Genomic DNA, 16,457 nt, shown 5'->3' on the forward strand with positions numbered 1-16,457 from the left:
TGTTGCTTGTGGGGGAGCTAAGCGGTATCATGCCGTCTCATTAGGACAGTGTGAATCGACCATGCAACTACCGGAAAGCGTGCAAGAGATAGCCGACGTGATCGGGCGTGAACGCGCGTTGTATCTCATTGGGCAACTGCCGCGTTACGTTGGCGGTGTGAGTGGCAAGCAATCGTCGCGGGTCATCCTGTACGTTCCGACGCCGCAGCGCCTGCGTGACGATCATGACCTGGTGCGCGTCCTGGGGCGTGACGACGCTATGAAGCTATGCAATGCGTTTCCCGGCGAGAACCTGAACCCACCGAACTGCAGCCAGATTTACAAGCGATACCGCGACACGCAAATCGCGCGTATGGTGGGTGAGATGGTGGGCGAGGGATTGCCGAACGGGTACGCCGTGGGGCAAGTTGCCGACCTGTTCGGCGTCTCTGGGCGCACTGTGCGGAATGCCTGCGCATTCTGACGGTATCTGCGACGGTATGGCAAAGACGCGACGGGCTAGAAGCCAGTACCCATAAGGGTTTGCGCGTTCAATTGACAATCGAGTGGGAGTGAGCGTCGGCGTCGAGGCGTGCCTCGATGACCGATAGCGGCATCGGATGATGCGCAACGCCCGGCAGGGGAACCTGCCGGGCGTTGTCGTTTGTGCGGTTGGCGGCCGTGATTCGATGGCCGCCGGCGCGCAGTGTTTTCCTTGCCTGCATGCCGGGTCCGGGCACCGAGGTGCGGGACAGCCCGGCCACTACAAGCGACGCGTCTGCATGTCGCGCACTAGGGCAGCCGACGACCGCCGGCATCGATCATCCTGATCGAGCCCGAAGTCTGCCCCTGTCCTTGTCGAATGCTGAATTCGATGATGTCCTCGTAGAGTTCCCGTTGTCCGGCGGGCAGGACCGGCAGCAACGTCTCGCGCCGCTTGTCCGCATCGAACATCGATTCCACGAGCCATCCCGTCAGATAGAGCGCCGCCACGCAGCCGCCCGCCGTCGCAACATTGCCGTGGCACACGAGCGGCTGGTCCGGCACATGCAGCCCGCGATCCGTCAGCCCGTGTCGCGCGTCGGGGTGCGTCGTTGCGCGACGGTCCGGCAAAAGCCCGAGCCGCTCCAGGACGAAGGCGCCCGCGCAGATCGATCCGATGTATTGGCGCGCCGGATCGAGATCGAACGACGGCAGGAAATCCGGGCTCGCGAGCGCGGCCGGGATGCCCAGCCTGCCGCTCGAGAACAGCACGGCGTCGGCGCGATTGGCTTCCTCGAGCGGGCCGTGCACGGGGATGGCCAGACCATGCGCGGAACGCAACAGCGGCTGCGCGCCGAGAATCCGGACACGCCAGTCCGTGGTATTGCGGCCGAGGATGTCCCACATCAGGAACAGGTCGATGTCGGTGAACTGGTCGAATGCGACGAGAGCGATGTCTTTCAACGTGAACTCCGTGAGTCGTGGCGCCTTGCAGGAAGCGGTGGCGGCCGTGATAGAGTTCGCAGCCTATCTGCCCATGCCGCGCCATACACAGCCTGTATGGCGATACCGATGCGCACACTGACTCGAAACGACTGGATCGCCGCGGGCTTCGACGCCCTCGACGGGGAAGGGTATGCGGGGATTTCGGCCGAGCGTCTCGCACGACGGCTGAACGTGACCCGCGGCTCGTTCCATCACCACTTCCGGAATCGGGAGGACTTCGTCAGGACGTTGCTGACCGCGTGGGAGGACGATTACACCGCACGCATGCTCGCCTACGCGGCGGACGGCCGCGGCGCGGCCGACACGCTGACGCGCTACCTGCGCATCGCGGCAGAGAAGCGACCGGGGCGCGAAGTGGCGATCCGCGCGTGGGCATTGCAGGACGCGCTGGTCGCGGAATTCCAGCAGCGCGTCGATGCCACGCGTCTCGCATTCGCGCTCGAGATGTCCCGTCGGTGGGTTCGCATGCCGGGCGAAGCCGAGATCGTCGGGCAGATCGCGCACCTGTGTCTGATCGGCGGCCAGCAGGCCGGACTGCGGCGCGATGCCGAGCGGTTCAACCACTTCATGCAGCGTGCGTTCGCGGTCGCCGAGCGCATCCTGCCACGCCGACGCGCGTAGCGGTGCGATGCCCGTGCTGCACGGATGGCTCGCGTATCGCAGAGTAGAAGGCGGGCGGGTGCTCCGTTGTAGCGTCGGTGGAAAGCGCGGCTTTCGATGCAGCGCAAAGGCGATGTCACGCGCTGTCCCGATCCTGCTCAGTCTTGCCCGCCACTACGATAACGAAGGTGAATCAGCGGATAAGGGCGCCCTTGTCCATCGCGCGCCGATCGTCCGCAGCGCTCGAATCCGAGCCGTTCGTAGAATCCCGCCGCCGCTTCGTTCTGCTCGTTGACGTCTGTCGACAGGTCGGGATGGCGTCGGAGGGCCGCTTCGACCAGCCGCCGCCCGACACCCCGCGCCGTGGTGCGCGGGATCGACGAACAGCGCTTCCATGTGACTGCCGTCGAGCAGCATGAAGCCGACCGGACGATCGTGCTCGTCGACGGCCAGATCGAGCTTCGCCGACGGTCAGTTCGCGGGATGGCCGGATGCGGGCACGTCGGGCGCTGCGACGCCCGCATCCGTCTCGTCTGCGCCGAGTTCCGCCAGAAACGGCCACGGATAGATGCCGCGCGCGTGACCGTCGCCGAACAGCAGGCGGATGCCGTAACCGGCCGCTTCCACGCCGTCCAGCGTCAGGTCGGGTGGCGCGTCGACCTGCCCGCCATCGAGTCGGATCTTCCGGCATGCGGCGCATGGGCAAGCGCTGCGCAAGCGCGCATAGCCGATGTGCTGCGTGTCGGCGTTCGGCCAGCACAGCGTCAATGCGCGGGCCGCATGATCGAGCAGGATCTCGGTCGGCGGCGTCATCGTGCATCTTCCCCGATCTGCGCGATCGCGATCCGCACGGCCTTGCGTACTTCGGGATCGCGATCGTCGAGCGCGTCGTGCAGCGCGGGCAGCGTCGCGGGATCGCGCAGTTCGCCGAGCGCGAGCGCGGCCTCCTTGCGCAGGTTGCTGATCGCGTGCGACAGCAGCGCGGCGACGGCCTGCGCCGCGGCGGCGTCGCGCAATTGCCCGAGTGCGCGCACCGCACGCAAGCGCACTTGCCAGTAATCGTCGTCGAGCGCGGCGACGAGCGGTGCGCGCGCGGCCGCGACACGCAGCTTGCCGAGCGTCGCGGCCGCTTCCTCGCGTACCTGCCATTCGGCGTCGCGCAGCGCCGCCAGCAAGGCGGTGACGACGGCCGTGTCGGCGGACGCCGCGAATCCGACCGCGCCGACCGCGATACGTCGTACGTCCGCATGCGTGTCGGTCGTGGCGATGCGTGCGAGCGGCGCCAGCGCGCGGGCGTCCTTGAGCCAGCCGAGCACGGCGACGGCCTCGGCGCGCACGGCCGACGCCGGCGCGTCGAGTGCGCGCAGCGCCGGCGCGAACGCGTCGGGGTCGCGCAGTTCACGCAGCGCGCGCAGCACGGCGCCGCGCACGAACGGTTCGGCGTGCTCGACCCAGCGGCACAGCGCGGCGCCGGATGCGACGTCCTTCAGTTCGGACAGGCTGTGTGCGGCGGTCGCGCGCACGTCGTCGTCCGGATCGAGCAGCGCGCGGCACAGCGCGTCGACAACGTCGGGCTGCTCCCAGGCGGCGAGCACACGCGCGGCTTCGCCGCGCACGTCGGCGGACGGATCGTCGCGCAGCGCGGCTACGAAGATCGGCACGAGATCGGGATCCTCGAGATCGGCGAGTTCGAGCAGCGCGATCCGGCGCACCGATGCATCGGGTGCGGCAACGCGCGCGACGAGCGCGGCATGGTCGGAAGCAGGTTTCATGTGTCGTGAGTCCGGTAGTGGGGAAGCGGCGCGCCAGGTCAGCGCAGCAGGTACGGGATGTCGACCTTGACCGCACCGGTGGGGCAGTCGCGTTCGCACGGCATGCAGTACCAGCATTCGTCAAACTGCATGTAGGCTTTGTCCTTGGTCACGTCGATTGCGAGCAGGTCGAGCGGGCACACGTCGACGCAGACGGTGCAGCCCTTGTCGGCGATGCAGCGGTCCTCGTCGATCGTCACGGGCGCGCTGCTGCGCAGGAAGATGTCGTGCGGGGTATGGGGCACGGTAAGGCTCCTCGGAGTCAGAGGGCGGCCGCGTGTGCGGCCGGTTCGCGGATGCGCAGGTGCGCGTAGGCGCTGCGTTCGTCGTCGGCGAGCGGCACGACGTAGGGTTCGACCGGTCGTTTCTCGCTGCGCATCGTGCCGTCGGCACCCTTGCGCAGCCACGTGTGGCAGAACCACTCGGCATCGTTGCGATGCGGAAAGTCGACGCGATGGTGGTACAGCCCCCAGCGGCTCTCGGTGCGGAACAGCGACGCGCGCGCGGCCATTTCGGCGCAGTCGCGGATCGCGCGCACTTCGGCCGCGCGCATCAGTTCATGCGGGTGGCCCGCCTTGATTTCTTCGATATCCTCAGTAATGCCGTCAAAACGTTGCAGCCCGATTTCCATCTTGCGCGTCACCTTCGGCGGTTGCAGGTAATCGTTCACCATGCGGCGCAGCTTGTATTCGACCTGCGCCGGCGCGAGGCCGCGCTCGCGCGTGAGCGGCGCAAGCACGCGGGCGCGTTCGGCGGCGACCTGTTCGTCGTCCACCGGCGCGTGAGCGCGGCCGGCCACGTAGTCGGCCGCGTTCTGTCCGGCGAACCAGCCGTAGGTGAATGCGCCGAGCATGTAGTTGTGCGGGACCGCCGCCATGTCGCCGGCCGCGTAGAGCCCCGGCACGGTCGTTTCCGCGCGGGCGTTCACGTAGACGCCGGATGCGCTGTGGCCGCTGCAGAAGCCGATCTCGGAGATGTGCATCTCGACCATCTGGCGCCGGTAGTCGGTGCCGCGCCCCGCGTGAAAGCGGCCGCGGCTCGGCCGCTCGTTGGTGTGCAGGATCTGCTCGATGGTCTGGATCGTTTCCTCCGCGAGATGGTCGAGCTTCAGGAACACCGGGCCGTTGCCGCTTTGCAGTTCCTGGTAGAACTCCCACATCATCTGGCCGCTCCAGTAGTCGCACTCGATGAAGCGCTCGCCCTTGCCGTTCGCGGTGAAGCCGCCGAGCGGGCCCGTCACGTATGCGCAGGCCGGGCCGTTGTAGTCCTTGATCAGCGGATTGATCTGGAAGCACTCGAGGTTCGCGAGCGCCGCGCCCGCGTGGTACGCCATCGCGTAGCCGTCACCCGCATTGGTCGGGTTCTCGTAGGTGCCCATCAGGTAGCCGGACGCCGGCAGGCCGAGCCGGCCGGCCGCGCCGCAGCACAGGATCACGGCCTTCGCGCGGATCACGTGGAACTCGGCCGTGCGGCAGTCGAAGCCGAGCACGCCGCTCGCGCGGCCCTGCGCGTCGGTCAGCACGCGCGTCGCGACGATCCGGTTCGTGATCGCGATGCGTGCGCGCTTCAGCTGCCGGTACAGCACCTTCTTGATGTCGTGGCCTTCCGGCATCGGCAGCACGTACGAACCCATGTGGTGGACCTTCTTCACCGCGTAGTCACCGGTGCCGTCCTTCTCGAACTTCACGCCCCAGCGGTCGAGCTGCTCGATCGTCGCAAAGCTGTGCGTCGCATACGCGTACACGGCTTCCTGATCGACGATCCCGTCGTTGGCGATCGTGATCTCGCGCGTGTACTGCTCGGGTGTCGCGTGGCCCGGGATCACCGCGTTGTTCAGCCCGTCCATCCCCATCGAGATTGCGCCGCTGCGCTTCACGTTGGCCTTCTCCAGCAGCAGCACGCGCAGCGACGGGGCGCGCTCCTTCGCCTTGATCGCCGCCATCGGGCCGGCCGTGCCGCCGCCGACCACGACGATGTCGTATTCGAGTACATGGGTATTCATTGAGGATTCCTTGCAGGTTGGCGGGTCTTCTGCCGGTCGATGCGCAGCCGGTACTGGAAGGCGTCGCCGCGGAAGTACAGGTGTTCGTAGTCGATCGGCGTGCCCGACGCGTCGTGCGTCAGGCGCTCGATCCGCAGCACGGGGCTGCTTTCCTCGACGCGCAGCGCGTCGACGATTTCATCGTCGGCGAGGATCGCGTCGATCGATACGTCGGCGTGGCCGAGCGGCACGCCGCAGTCGTTCTCGAGGATCAGGAAGATGTCGCGGGTCGCGAGATCGGCGCCGGCGAGCCGCTTGCCGAGCGCCTCGGGCACCCACGTCTGCTCGAGCGACACCGGCTCGCGGTTCAGCAGCCGCACGCGGTGAATCTCGACGAGCGGCGCGCCTTCCGGCACGTTCAGCTTCGTCGCGAGGTGCCGATCGGCCTTCACGGTGCGAAAGCTGCGCAGCTGGTTGACGATCTCGTAGCCCATCGACGACATCGCCTCGGCGAAGCCCTGAAGCGACGTCACGTTCTGGAACGCCTTCGGCTTCGACACGAACGTGCCCTTGCCGTGCAGCTTGAACAGCAGGCCTTCCTTCTGCAGGTCGCCGAGTGCCTGGCGCACCGTGATGCGACTTACGTCGAACATCGCGCAGAGTTCGTGCTCGGACGGCATCCGGCTGTGTGGTGCATAGGTGCCGTCGAGGATGCGCGTGCGCAGCGTGTCCTTGATCTGCACGTAGAGCGGCGCCGCCGACAGCGGCACGACGTTGGGTGGGGTCATCGGTCAACTTGTTATGACAAGATGGCTCGAGTGTAGTGAGCGCGCTCGCGCGCCCCAACCAACTATTTCTGATTTCGACTTTCCGATTCCGGAAAAGCGGGGCGGCGGCGACCCGCGCGAAAATAAAAAAACTGGGCGCGACACGGCCCGCGCAAACGGCGCCGAATCCGCGCGGAGCCTGCTGCGGCGCAGCACAGCGGCAAGTCGCGGCGATCGGCACGCATGCGCGCCGATTCGGCCCCTAAAAAACACAATATCGAGCATGCGTTCGAAGGGCCTGTCATACGCACGTCACCCTGCTAGAATTCGGCTGCCGCATTTGTTCCGATTGACTGATGAGATTGCTTGACGCACTGGTCGAACAACGCATTGCCGCCGCCGCCGCGCGGGGCGAGTTCGACGATTTGCCGGGTACCGGCGCGCCGCAGGCGCTGGATGACGACCTGCTCGTACCCGAGGAGGTGCGGGTGGCCAACCGTATCCTGAAGAATGCGGGCTTCGTGCCGCCGGCCGTCGAGCAACTGCGCGCGCTGCGCAACCTGCAGGACGAACTGCAGGCGGTCAGCGACCGCGCCGCGCGCTGCCGGCTGCAGGCGAAGATCCTCGCCCTCGACATGGCGCTCGAATCGCTGCGCGGCGGCCCGATGGTGATGCCGCGCGACTATTGCCGGCGCATCGCGGAACGTCTGTGCGAGCGCGGGCTCGACGACGCGCCCGCCGAAGCGGGGCCGATGTGAGCGCCGACGCGCTGCCCGACGCGGCAGCCGGACCGGCTGTCGTTCCCGATGCTCCCGTTCCCGAAGCCGCGCCGGTGTCGGCGCGCGACCTGCATTTCATGCGGCTCGCGCAGGCTGCCGCCGAAGAGGCGCGCGCGGCCGGCGAAGTGCCGGTCGGCGCGGTGCTCGTGCGCGGCGACGAAGTGATCGCACGCGGCTTCAACCATCCGATCGGCGGGCACGATCCGTCGGCCCACGCGGAAATGGCCGCGCTGCGCATGGCCGCGCAGCATCTGCAGAATTACCGAATGCCCGGCTGCGAGCTGTACGTGACGCTCGAGCCGTGCCTGATGTGCGCGGGCGCGATCATGCACGCGCGCATCGCGCGGGTCGTCTACGGCGCCGCCGACCCGAAGACGGGCGCGTGCGGCAGCGTGATCGACGCGTTCGCGAATCCGCAGCTCAATCACCATACCGACGTGACCGGCGGCGTGCTCGCCGACGAGTGCGGCGCCGCGCTGAAATCGTTCTTCGCGGAGCGCCGTCGCGCGCTGCGGGAAGCACGGCTCGCCCGCGACGCCGCATCCGGCGCGTCATAGCGCGCCCGCCGTGCCTGTCGCGCGGAGCGGGCGGGCCGCGCAGTTCCGTGAACCGGAGACGGTTCGGACCCTCTAAGCAGGTTTGACGATCCCGATATCTTTCGCCATGTCCTTCCAGCCCGCCGCGTCCTACACCATCCGCCTGCTGGCGCCGTCCGGTTATCCGCACGACCCCGATGCGATCAACCGCGCGCTCGAGCGCTTGAGCGGCGCGCAGCAGCGCATCGAGAACATCGAGGCGACGCAGCGTCGCTTTCAGCGCTTCGGCGGCACCGACGGCGAGCGGGCCGGCGACCTGAACCGTCTCGCGGATCCGGAGCGCGCGCTGCCGGATATCGCGCTCGCGGTGCGCGGCGGCTACGGCGCCGCGCGCATCCTGCACGGGCTCGACTATCGCGGGCTCGAGCGTCGGCTGCGCGACCAGCCGATCGCGCTCGTCGGCCACAGCGACTTCACCGCGATCCAGCTCGCGCTGTACGCGAAGGCGCGCATCAAGACCTTCGGCGGCCCGATGCTGTCGGCCGACTTCGGTGCGGAAACGCCGAGCGATTTCACGATGCAGCACTTCTGGCGGACGCTGTCGCAGCCGACCACGACGATCGTCACCGAGGCGCCGCAAGTGCAGACCGTGAACGTGACGGGCACGCTGTGGGGCGGCAACCTCGCGATCCTCACGTCGCTCGTCGGCACGCCGTACATGCCCGACATCGAGGGCGGCATCCTGTTCATCGAGGACGTGAACGAGCAGCCGTTCCGGATCGAACGGATGATCTACCAGCTGCATCTGTCGGGGCTGCTCGCGCGCCAGCAGGCGCTCGTGCTCGGCCAGTTCACGGGCGCGCGGCCGTTCGAGTACGACAACGGCTACGACATGCAGGCGATGATCGACCAGATGCGCGCGGTGATCGGCATTCCGGTCGTCACTGGGCTGCAGTTCGGTCACGTGCCCGACCTGCTGACGCTGCCGTTCGGCGCGCAGGCGCAGCTCGTCGCGAATGCGCACGGTTTCCGGCTCACGCTGTCGGACTATCCGCATCTCGGCTGAGGCCGGCAGGGACCATCGAAAGGCGGGGTTTCCCGCCTTTTTCTTTAAGTAAATGTGCAACTAACGGTCGGAAATTTTCATCGCCGCCGATCGGGTTGGTGTCGTGGCGCGCACCATTTTTGTCAACAAAATGGCCGGGAGGGTATACACCGTGAGCCGCCATGGGCAAACGCGAGAGGCTTGTCGTGCCTGGATATCGGGCACAGCGCATCGCTCTGGCACAGGCCGATGCACACCGATTGTGCGCATTCTCCGAAAAGAATTGTTGACAATCTTTATGTCCGTCCTAGGATGAGGACCATCACACGATGCAGAACATGAACGACTCCGCTACCCATCCGTCCGGCGCCGCCGGTCCCGAAGCGATCGCCGAGCGGATCCGCACCGCGATCCTCGAGCATCGGCTCGCGCCCGGCGCGAAGCTGACGGAGGCGCAGCTCTGCGACGTGTTCGGCGTGAAGCGTGGGACGATCCGCCAGGCACTTTCGCAGCTCGCCGCCGACAAGCTGGTCGATCTCGAGCCGAACCGCGGTGCGTTCGTCGCGAGCCCGACGCTGCAGGATGTGCACGAGGTGTTCGAGATGCGCCGGATCATCGAGCTGGCCGTCGTCGAGCGGCTCGCGACGGGGCCGGGCGCGAAGCGGTTGAAGGGCGTCGCCGCGCTGATCGACAAGGAACGCAAGGCGTTCGAGCGGCACGACTTCGCGGCGTGGATCCGCCTGTCGGGCGAATTCCATACGGCGCTCGCGGCGCTGACGGGCAACGCGACGCTCTGCGAGTGCCTCGACGGGCTCGTCGCACGCTCGACGCTGATGTCGGCGCTGTACGAATCGCACGGGCGCAGCCCGTGCTCGTGCGACGACCATGACGAGATCCTGACCGCGCTGGAAGCGGGCGATTCGAAGCGGGCGGTGACGCTGATGGCGCACCACCTGCAGCATGTCGAACTGAAGATGCTGGACCGGCCCGCGCAAGGGCAGGTCGATTTGCGCGAAGTGTTCGGCGGCGCCTGAGCGGCGACGCGAACCCGGCCGCGCGCCACACGACGAGAGCAATGCAGGCCGGCGGTTCGCGCCGCCGGCCGCCAGTCCGACTCCGGACGACGATCCGGAGCGATATCGATGACGGTGGAGCGGCTGCCAGGCCGCGTCAAGGAGAAGTCATGGCTCAGTTCAGTGTGGCGCACGACAGTGCGTATCCGGCGGAAGAAGGCGGCGAGGGCGGCGGCCCCGTGTTGCCGGACGGTTACAGCGAACGTTTGTACAACGAAGATTTGGCACCACTAAAGAATCAGACGTGGGGCTCATATAACATCTTCGCGTTCTGGATGTCGGACGTGCACAGCGTCGGCGGCTACGTGTTCGCGGGCAGCCTGTTCGCGCTCGGGCTGACGAGCTGGCAGGTGCTGATCGCGCTGATCGTCGGCATCACGATCGTGAACCGGCTGTGCAACCTGATCGCGCGGCCGAGCCAGCAGATCGGCGTGCCGTATCCGGTCGCGTGCCGCGCGACCTTCGGCGTGCTCGGCGCGAACGTGCCGGCCGTGATCCGCGGGCTGATCGCGATCGCGTGGTACGGCATCCAGACCTATCTCGCGTCCAGCGCACTGGTGATCGTCGTGCTGAAGTTCTTTCCGCAATGGCTGCCGTACGCGGACGTCCATCGCTACGGCTTCCTCGGGCTGTCGGCGGTCGGCTGGGCCGGCTTCATGCTGCTGTGGGTGCTGCAGGCGCTCGTGTTCTGGAACGGGATGGAGACGATCAAGAAGTTCATCGACTTCGCGGGCCCGGCCGTCTACGTCGTGATGTTCATCCTGGCCGGCTACATGGTGTGGCGCGCGGGCTGGCGCAACATCGGCCTCAACCTCGGCGGCGTCAAGTATCACGGCGCGGAAGTGATTCCGGTGATGATCACGGCCGTGTCGCTCGTCGTGTCGTACTTCTCCGGGCCGATGCTCAATTTCGGCGACTTCTCGCGCTATTGCCGCTCGTTCGGCGACGTGAAGCGCGGCAACTTCTGGGGGCTGCCGGTCAACTTCCTCGCGTTCTCGCTCGTCACGGTGATCACCACCGCCGCGACGCTGCCGGTGTTCGGCGAACTGATCACCGATCCCGTCGAGACGGTCGGCCGCATCGACCATCCGACCGCGGTGATCCTCGGCGCGCTGACCTTCACGATCGCGACGATCGGCATCAACATCGTCGCGAACTTCGTGTCGCCCGCGTTCGACTTCTCGAACGTCGCGCCGCGGCTGATCAGCTGGCGCGCGGGCGGGATGCTCGCGGCCGTCGCGTCGATCTTCATCACGCCGTGGAACCTGTTCAACAACCCGGCCGTGATCCACTACACGCTCGACGTGCTCGGCGCGTTCATCGGCCCGCTGTACGGCGTGCTGATCGCCGACTTCTACCTCGTCAAGCGCGGCCGGCTCGTGCGCGACGACCTGTACACGATGTCGGAGCGCGGCACCTACTGGTACACCGGCGGCGTGAACCGCCGCGCGCTCGCCGCGCTGCTGCCGGCCGCGGTGATCGCCGTCGTCTGCGTGATGGTGCCGGGCTGGCAGGCCGCCGCGAACTTCTCGTGGTTCATCGGCGCGGGGCTCGGCTTCGTGTTCTACCGGCTGCTCGCGAGCACGAAGGCCTGAGGAGCGCGCGATGAAGATCAAGCTGATCAATCCGAACACGACGCAGCGGATGACCGACGCGATGGGCCGCTGCGCGCGCGAAGTCGCGGCGGCAGGCACCGAGATCGTCGCGGTGAGCCCGCCGATGGGGCCGCCGTCGATCGAAGGCTATTACGACGAAGCGCTCGCGACGCCCGGGCTGCTCGCCGAGATCGCGCAGGGCGAGCGTGACGGCTGCGATGCGTACGTGATCGCGTGTTTCGGCGACCCGGGCCTGTATGCGGCGCGCGAACTCGCGCGCGGGCCGGTGATCGGGATCGCCGAGGCGGCGATGCACGCGGCGAGCGTGCTCGCGCCGGGCTTCTCGGTCGTCACGACGCTCGCGCGCACTTGCGGGATGGCATGGCATCTCGCCGAGCGCTACGGGATGAAGCGGTTCTGCCGCAACGTGCGGGCGACCGACGTCGCGGTGCTCGAGCTCGACCGGCCCGGTTCGGCCGCGCGGCGGATCATCGTCGACGAATGCCGGCGCGCGCTCGACGAGGACGGTGCCGACGCGATCGTCCTCGGCTGTGCCGGGATGGCCGAATTCGCGCACGAGATCGAGCAGCAGATCGGCGCGCCGGTCGTGGAAGGTGTCACGGCAGCCGTCAAGTGGGCCGAGGCGCTCGTCGCGCTGCGCCTCGCGACCGCGAAGCGCGGCGACTATGCGCGGCCGCTGCCGAAGCGCTACGACGGCGAATTCGCCCATTTCAGCCCGCCGGAGGGCGTGCCGGCCGCCGCCACGGCGCGCAGCGGGAGCGCCGCACCGGAACCGGTCCCGGCTTTGCCGCAACCGCACATACACGCCGTCTGACCTGCACTATCTGCGCCGCTGTATGGGCGCGTATTAACCTTTTCGCTACACTGGGCCGTCATCGCATCGGCCCGTGCGGCCGGCCTCCGGCACCCGCGCGGGTCGATGCGAACCCATTATTTCAGCACGCTTTCGCGGCACTTCGAACCCATGTCACTCGATCCCAACTATCCTCGCGACCTGATCGGCTACGGCCGCCATCCCGTGCAGGCGAACTGGCCCGGGCGCGCCCGCGTCGCCGTGCAATTCGTCCTGAACTACGAGGAGGGCGGCGAGAATTGCGTGCTGCACGGCGATCCGGGCTCCGAGCAGTTCCTGTCCGAAATCGTCGGCGCGGCCGCCTATCCGGACCGCCACATGAGCATGGAGTCGATCTACGAGTACGGTTCGCGTGCGGGCGTGTGGCGCATCCTGCGCGAATTCGAGAAGCGCGGGCTGCCGCTGACGGTGTTCGGCGTCGGCATGGCGATCGAGCGTCATCCGGAACTCGCGCGTGCCTTCGTCGAGCTCGGCCATGAGATCGCGTGCCACGGCTGGCGCTGGATCCACTACCAGAGCATGACGCCCGAGCTCGAGGCCGAGCACATGCGCCTCGGGATGGAAGCGATCGAGCGCGTGACGGGCGAGCGTCCGCTCGGCTGGTACACCGGCCGCGACAGCCCGAACACGCACCGCCTCGTCGCGGAATACGGCGGGTTCCTGTACGACTCCGACAACTACGGCGACGACCTGCCGTTCTGGATGGATGTCGAGGTGTCGGGCGGCAGCACGTCGCCGCAGCTGATCGTTCCGTACACGCTCGATACGAACGACATGCGCTTCGCGACGCCGCAGGGCTTCAACACCGGCGACCACTTCTTCGAGTACCTGCGCGACGCGTTCGACGTGCTGTACGCGGAGGGCGACGAGGCGCCGAAGATGCTGTCGATCGGCATGCACTGCCGGCTGCTCGGCCGGCCGGGGCGTTTCCGCGGGCTGCAGCGTTTCCTCGATCACATCGAGAAGCACGATCGCGTATGGGTGACGCGGCGTGTCGATATCGCGCGTCATTGGCGCGAACATCATCCGTACCAGCCCAGTCATCGAAACGAAGGGAAAGCATGAAGGCGATGCGTTACACGTTGGAGCAACTGAACACGATGGCGCCGAGCGCATTCGTCGCGGCGCTGTCGGGGATCTTCGAACATTCGCCGTGGGTGGCCGAGGTCGCGGCGGGCAAGCGGCCGTTCGCGAGCATCGACGCGCTGCACGAGACGATGTCGAACGCGGTGGAGACGGGCGGCGAAGTCCGCCAGCTCGCACTGATCAATGCCCACCCGGAGCTGGCCGGCAAGGCTGCCGTGCGCGGCGAGCTGACGGCCGAGTCGACGCGCGAGCAGAGCGGCGCGGGTCTCGACCAGTGCACGCAGGAAGAGTTCGACAAGCTGCTGACGCTGAACCGCACGTATCGCGAGAAGTTCGGTTTCCCGTTCATCCTCGCGGTGCGCGGCTATGACCGGCACGGCATCATCGCGAACTTCGAGTCGCGCGTGAATCATTCGCGCACCGAGGAACTGCGCGCGAGCCTCGACCAGATCTACCGGATCGCGCGCTTCCGCCTCGACGACCTGATCGACGCCTGACACCTCACGACGGCCTGCTGCGTCGCAGCGGCCTGATCGCATCACTGAAACAAGGAAACATCATGGCTGTTCCGCTTCTCGATCCCGACGCACCCGACTTCACGCGGCGCTACGTGAACCTCGCCGACCCGCGTCTCGGTGCGCAGGCGCTCGAGGCCAGCGACGACTTCTTCGCGCCGAAGGAGCGGATGCTGAACCCCGAGCCGGCCGTTTTCATTCCCGGCAAGTACGACGACCACGGCAAGTGGATGGACGGCTGGGAGACGCGCCGCAAGCGCACGACGGGCTACGACTGGTGCATCGTCAAGCTCGCGCGTCCGGGCGTGATCAAGGGCTTCGACATCGACACGAGCCACTTCACCGGCAACTTCCCGCCGGCCGCGTCGATCGAGGCCGCGTACGTGGCCGACGGCGCGCCGACGCACGCGACCGAATGGGTCGAGATCGTGCCGTCGACGACGCTGCAAGGCAACAGCCACCACTACGTCGCGGCGAGCGACGCGCGCGCGTTCACGCACCTGCGCGTGAACATCTATCCGGACGGCGGCATCGCGCGCCTGCGCGTGTACGGCCAGCCGCAGCTCGACTGGGCCGGCGCCAGCGCGACCGAGCAGTTCGACCTCGCGGCGATGGAGAACGGCGGCTACGTGGTGGCGGCGAACAACCAGCACTTCGGCGTCGCGTCGAACCTGCTGCTGCCGGGCCGCGGCGTGAACATGGGCGACGGCTGGGAAACCCGCCGTCGCCGCGAGCCGGGCAACGACTGGGCGATCATCGCGCTCGCGCAGCCGGGCGTGATCCGCAAGATCGAAGTCGACACCGCGTTCTTCAAGGGCAACTATCCGGATCGCTGCTCGATCCAGGCCGCATACGTGTCGGGCGGCACCGACAGCTCGCTGATCACGCAGTCGATGTTCTGGCCGGTGCTGCTCGGCGAACAGAAGCTGCAGATGGACAAGCAGCACTATTTCGAACCCGAGATCGCATCGCTGGGCCCGGTGACCCACGTGCGCCTGAACATCATTCCGGACGGCGGCGTATCGCGCCTGCGTCTGTGGGGGACGCTCGACAAATGAAGACGCTCGCAATCGAACCGCTGACCAAGGAAGCCTTCGCGGCGTTCGGCGACGTGATCGAAACCGAAGGCGCGAAGCAGATTCCGATCAATCTCGGCACGACGATCCGCTTTCACGATCTTGCGAAGGTCGACGTGAGCGACGAAGAAGGCCGCACGCTCGTCAACCTGTTCCGCGGCCAGCCGCGCACGCTGCCGTTCGAGGTGAAGATGCTCGAGCGCCATCCGCTCGGCAGCCAGGCGTTCGTGCCGTTGAACGACCAGCCGTATCTCGTCGTCGTCGCGCCGGCCGGCGATCTCGATCCGGCGAAGATCCGCGCGTTCGTGACGAGCGGCTGGCAGGGCGTCAATTATGCGAAGGGCGTGTGGCATCACCCGCTGATCGCGCTGGGCGGCGTCAGCGACTTCATCGTCGTCGATCGCGGCGGCGACGGGCTGAACCTGAACGAGCAGGACCTGCTGGAATCGCTGTGGCTCACCGAGGACGCGCTGGACGCAGTGACGGCCTGAGCGGCAGTTCGGCCCCGCCTGTCGAAGCAACCCGCGCGACCTGCGCGGGTTTTTTTATGCGCGCCGCGCGCGTCATGGCGCGACGAGCCGTGCGTGCTCGTACGCACGATGCGGCAGCGCGACGAACGGCGTCGCATCGGGGCGTGTCGCCGAGCCGTGCCGTGCCGTGCATCGTCGCGTCGCGCGGCCCGGCTCGCGGACGACGTCGCGCTGACGCGGATGTGACGTTGCAGGGGCGTCGAGGCGGCCGGTCGCGTGCTATCGTGCCCGCATCGCCACCGCCCGACGTCCGGTTCCGGACGCGTTCCCCCGATGAGCCAACCTGAAAACGACCTCACGATACTGCTGCGCACGCTGCAGCCCGAACTGCATCGCGGTGCGTTCGCATTCGTCGCACTGCCGGCCGCCACGGAAATATCGTTATCCGAAACGATCGCGACCTTTCGCGAAGCGGAAGGCGTGACGGTCGTGGTCGACGAGGCGACGGCCGCGCGTCGCGGCTGGCCCGTGCTGTTCCGCGCCGCATGGATCACGCTGACCGTGCATTCGGATCTCGCCGCGGTCGGCCTGACGGCCGCGTTCGCGCGGGCATTGGGTGAGGCCGGCATCAGCTGCAACGTGATGGCCGCCGCGTATCACGATCACATCTTCGTGCCGTTCGACGACGGCCCGCGCGCGCTCGATGCGCTCGTCGCGCTGCAGCGCGACGCGATGCGCGGCTAGCGTACGACTCGCATTCCGCGCACGCAAAAAAACGGGCC

20 protein-coding genes and 1 pseudogene are annotated in these 16,457 nt (G+C 67.4%); 13 read left to right on the plus strand and 8 right to left on the minus strand.

Features of this window, described 5'->3' with window-relative positions; all coding sequences use genetic code 11:
- The first annotated feature begins 61 nt into the window (after positions 1 to 61).
- Positions 62 to 463 (plus strand): hypothetical protein, encoded by a 402-nt coding sequence (locus tag DID99_RS07275; RefSeq protein WP_124666423.1) that lies wholly within the window; start codon positions 62 to 64, stop codon positions 461 to 463.
- A 67-nt stretch (positions 464 to 530) separates the two neighbouring features.
- On the opposite strand, the gene DID99_RS37160 is transcribed toward DID99_RS07275, so the two are convergent.
- Both DID99_RS37160 and DID99_RS07280 read right to left on the minus strand, forming a co-directional pair.
- Positions 531 to 704 (minus strand): hypothetical protein, encoded by a 174-nt coding sequence (locus DID99_RS37160; protein WP_185733744.1) that lies wholly within the window; start codon positions 702 to 704, stop codon positions 531 to 533.
- A gap of 67 nt (positions 705 to 771) precedes the next feature.
- Positions 772 to 1,425, minus strand: coding sequence for a DJ-1/PfpI family protein (locus DID99_RS07280; protein WP_124486201.1), 654 nt, complete (start codon positions 1,423 to 1,425; stop codon positions 772 to 774).
- 108 nt (positions 1,426 to 1,533) lie between these two features.
- Here DID99_RS07280 and DID99_RS07285 point away from each other — a divergent pair, with 108 nt between their 5' ends.
- The gene (locus DID99_RS07285) at positions 1,534 to 2,088 is read left to right on the plus strand and encodes a TetR/AcrR family transcriptional regulator (RefSeq protein ID WP_124486202.1); all 555 of its coding nucleotides are present in this window, start codon (positions 1,534 to 1,536) and stop codon (positions 2,086 to 2,088) included.
- Between the two features lie 137 nt (positions 2,089 to 2,225).
- Here DID99_RS07285 and DID99_RS07290 read toward each other — a convergent pair.
- The 6 genes and pseudogenes from DID99_RS07290 to DID99_RS07315 all read right to left on the minus strand — a co-directional run.
- Positions 2,226 to 2,538: pseudogene (locus DID99_RS07290) on the minus strand (acetyltransferase); the annotation flags it as partial.
- The gene (locus DID99_RS07295; RefSeq protein ID WP_124666424.1) at positions 2,539 to 2,880 is read right to left on the minus strand and encodes a gamma-butyrobetaine hydroxylase-like domain-containing protein; all 342 of its coding nucleotides are present in this window, start codon (positions 2,878 to 2,880) and stop codon (positions 2,539 to 2,541) included.
- Positions 2,877 to 3,839: a HEAT repeat domain-containing protein gene (locus DID99_RS07300; RefSeq protein ID WP_124666425.1), complete on the minus strand. Its 963-nt coding sequence runs from the start codon at positions 3,837 to 3,839 to the stop codon at positions 2,877 to 2,879. Before DID99_RS07300 ends, DID99_RS07295 begins: the two co-directional genes overlap by 4 nt.
- Positions 3,840 to 3,877: 38 nt before the next feature.
- Positions 3,878 to 4,123: a ferredoxin family protein gene (locus tag DID99_RS07305; protein WP_124666426.1), complete on the minus strand. Its 246-nt coding sequence runs from the start codon at positions 4,121 to 4,123 to the stop codon at positions 3,878 to 3,880.
- Positions 4,124 to 4,140: 17 nt separating this feature from the next.
- Positions 4,141 to 5,880: a fumarate reductase/succinate dehydrogenase flavoprotein subunit gene (locus DID99_RS07310; RefSeq protein WP_124666427.1), complete on the minus strand. Its 1,740-nt coding sequence runs from the start codon at positions 5,878 to 5,880 to the stop codon at positions 4,141 to 4,143.
- Positions 5,877 to 6,647 (minus strand): GntR family transcriptional regulator, encoded by a 771-nt coding sequence (locus DID99_RS07315; protein ID WP_124666428.1) that lies wholly within the window; start codon positions 6,645 to 6,647, stop codon positions 5,877 to 5,879. The genes DID99_RS07310 and DID99_RS07315 overlap by 4 nt, the downstream gene beginning before the upstream one ends.
- 335 nt (positions 6,648 to 6,982) lie before the next feature.
- Here DID99_RS07315 and DID99_RS07320 point away from each other — a divergent pair, with 335 nt between their 5' ends.
- The 11 genes from DID99_RS07320 to DID99_RS07370 all read left to right on the plus strand — a co-directional run bounded on the left by DID99_RS07320 (position 6,983) and on the right by DID99_RS07370 (position 16,419).
- Positions 6,983 to 7,384: a DnaJ family domain-containing protein gene (locus tag DID99_RS07320; protein WP_044843744.1), complete on the plus strand. Its 402-nt coding sequence runs from the start codon at positions 6,983 to 6,985 to the stop codon at positions 7,382 to 7,384.
- Positions 7,381 to 7,962: a tRNA adenosine(34) deaminase TadA gene (gene tadA / locus DID99_RS07325; protein WP_052664610.1), complete on the plus strand. Its 582-nt coding sequence runs from the start codon at positions 7,381 to 7,383 to the stop codon at positions 7,960 to 7,962. The genes DID99_RS07320 and tadA overlap by 4 nt, the downstream gene beginning before the upstream one ends.
- 106 nt (positions 7,963 to 8,068) lie before the next feature.
- Positions 8,069 to 9,007, plus strand: a complete 939-nt coding sequence (ldcA, locus tag DID99_RS07330; protein WP_124486208.1) for a muramoyltetrapeptide carboxypeptidase — start codon at positions 8,069 to 8,071, stop codon at positions 9,005 to 9,007.
- Between the two features lie 308 nt (positions 9,008 to 9,315).
- Entirely contained in the window at positions 9,316 to 10,020 is a 705-nt protein-coding gene (locus DID99_RS07335; protein WP_044843742.1) for a GntR family transcriptional regulator, read from the plus strand.
- A gap of 149 nt (positions 10,021 to 10,169) precedes the next feature.
- Positions 10,170 to 11,654, plus strand: a complete 1,485-nt coding sequence (locus DID99_RS07340; RefSeq protein ID WP_124486209.1) for an NCS1 family nucleobase:cation symporter-1 — start codon at positions 10,170 to 10,172, stop codon at positions 11,652 to 11,654.
- A 10-nt stretch (positions 11,655 to 11,664) separates the two neighbouring features.
- Positions 11,665 to 12,489 carry an aspartate/glutamate racemase family protein gene (locus tag DID99_RS07345; protein WP_124666429.1) on the plus strand — a complete coding sequence of 275 codons (825 nt, stop codon included), beginning with the start codon at positions 11,665 to 11,667 and terminating at the stop codon, positions 12,487 to 12,489.
- 150 nt (positions 12,490 to 12,639) lie between these two features.
- Positions 12,640 to 13,593: an allantoinase PuuE gene (gene puuE / locus DID99_RS07350; RefSeq protein WP_044843739.1), complete on the plus strand. Its 954-nt coding sequence runs from the start codon at positions 12,640 to 12,642 to the stop codon at positions 13,591 to 13,593.
- Positions 13,590 to 14,111: a 2-oxo-4-hydroxy-4-carboxy-5-ureidoimidazoline decarboxylase gene (gene uraD, locus DID99_RS07355; protein ID WP_044843738.1), complete on the plus strand. Its 522-nt coding sequence runs from the start codon at positions 13,590 to 13,592 to the stop codon at positions 14,109 to 14,111. Before puuE ends, uraD begins: the two co-directional genes overlap by 4 nt.
- Positions 14,112 to 14,173: 62 nt before the next feature.
- Positions 14,174 to 15,187 carry an allantoicase gene (gene alc / locus DID99_RS07360; RefSeq protein ID WP_124486212.1) on the plus strand — a complete coding sequence of 338 codons (1,014 nt, stop codon included), beginning with the start codon at positions 14,174 to 14,176 and terminating at the stop codon, positions 15,185 to 15,187.
- A complete protein-coding gene (locus DID99_RS07365) occupies positions 15,184 to 15,696 on the plus strand; it encodes an ureidoglycolate lyase (RefSeq protein ID WP_124570220.1) in 513 nt (170 codons plus the stop codon). The genes alc and DID99_RS07365 overlap by 4 nt, the downstream gene beginning before the upstream one ends.
- Positions 15,697 to 16,008: 312 nt before the next feature.
- Positions 16,009 to 16,419 carry an ACT domain-containing protein gene (locus tag DID99_RS07370; RefSeq protein ID WP_124666430.1) on the plus strand — a complete coding sequence of 137 codons (411 nt, stop codon included), beginning with the start codon at positions 16,009 to 16,011 and terminating at the stop codon, positions 16,417 to 16,419.
- Positions 16,420 to 16,457: the final 38 nt, after the last annotated feature.

This window comes from Burkholderia sp. Bp8986, from assembly GCF_003854225.1.
GTDB lineage: Bacteria > Pseudomonadota > Gammaproteobacteria > Burkholderiales > Burkholderiaceae > Burkholderia.

Bases quoted from the DNA above. Each gene is read 5' to 3' on its own strand.
- DID99_RS07275 (WP_124666423.1), top strand. From the start codon at position 62: ATGCAACTACCGGAAAGCGTGCAAGAGATAGCCGACGTGATCGGGCGT.
- DID99_RS37160 (WP_185733744.1), bottom strand. From the start codon at position 704: ATGCAGGCAAGGAAAACACTGCGCGCCGGCGGCCATCGAATCACGGCC.
- DID99_RS07285 (WP_124486202.1), top strand. From the start codon at position 1,534: ATGCGCACACTGACTCGAAACGACTGGATCGCCGCGGGCTTCGACGCC.
- DID99_RS07295 (WP_124666424.1), bottom strand. From the start codon at position 2,880: ATGACGCCGCCGACCGAGATCCTGCTCGATCATGCGGCCCGCGCATTG.
- DID99_RS07300 (WP_124666425.1), bottom strand. From the start codon at position 3,839: ATGAAACCTGCTTCCGACCATGCCGCGCTCGTCGCGCGCGTTGCCGCA.
- DID99_RS07310 (WP_124666427.1), bottom strand. From the start codon at position 5,880: ATGAATACCCATGTACTCGAATACGACATCGTCGTGGTCGGCGGCGGC.
- DID99_RS07315 (WP_124666428.1), bottom strand. From the start codon at position 6,647: ATGACCCCACCCAACGTCGTGCCGCTGTCGGCGGCGCCGCTCTACGTG.
- DID99_RS07320 (WP_044843744.1), top strand. From the start codon at position 6,983: ATGAGATTGCTTGACGCACTGGTCGAACAACGCATTGCCGCCGCCGCC.
- ldcA (WP_124486208.1), top strand. From the start codon at position 8,069: ATGTCCTTCCAGCCCGCCGCGTCCTACACCATCCGCCTGCTGGCGCCG.
- DID99_RS07335 (WP_044843742.1), top strand. From the start codon at position 9,316: ATGCAGAACATGAACGACTCCGCTACCCATCCGTCCGGCGCCGCCGGT.
- DID99_RS07340 (WP_124486209.1), top strand. From the start codon at position 10,170: ATGGCTCAGTTCAGTGTGGCGCACGACAGTGCGTATCCGGCGGAAGAA.
- DID99_RS07345 (WP_124666429.1), top strand. From the start codon at position 11,665: ATGAAGATCAAGCTGATCAATCCGAACACGACGCAGCGGATGACCGAC.
- puuE (WP_044843739.1), top strand. From the start codon at position 12,640: ATGTCACTCGATCCCAACTATCCTCGCGACCTGATCGGCTACGGCCGC.
- uraD (WP_044843738.1), top strand. From the start codon at position 13,590: ATGAAGGCGATGCGTTACACGTTGGAGCAACTGAACACGATGGCGCCG.
- alc (WP_124486212.1), top strand. From the start codon at position 14,174: ATGGCTGTTCCGCTTCTCGATCCCGACGCACCCGACTTCACGCGGCGC.
- DID99_RS07365 (WP_124570220.1), top strand. From the start codon at position 15,184: ATGAAGACGCTCGCAATCGAACCGCTGACCAAGGAAGCCTTCGCGGCG.
- DID99_RS07370 (WP_124666430.1), top strand. From the start codon at position 16,009: ATGAGCCAACCTGAAAACGACCTCACGATACTGCTGCGCACGCTGCAG.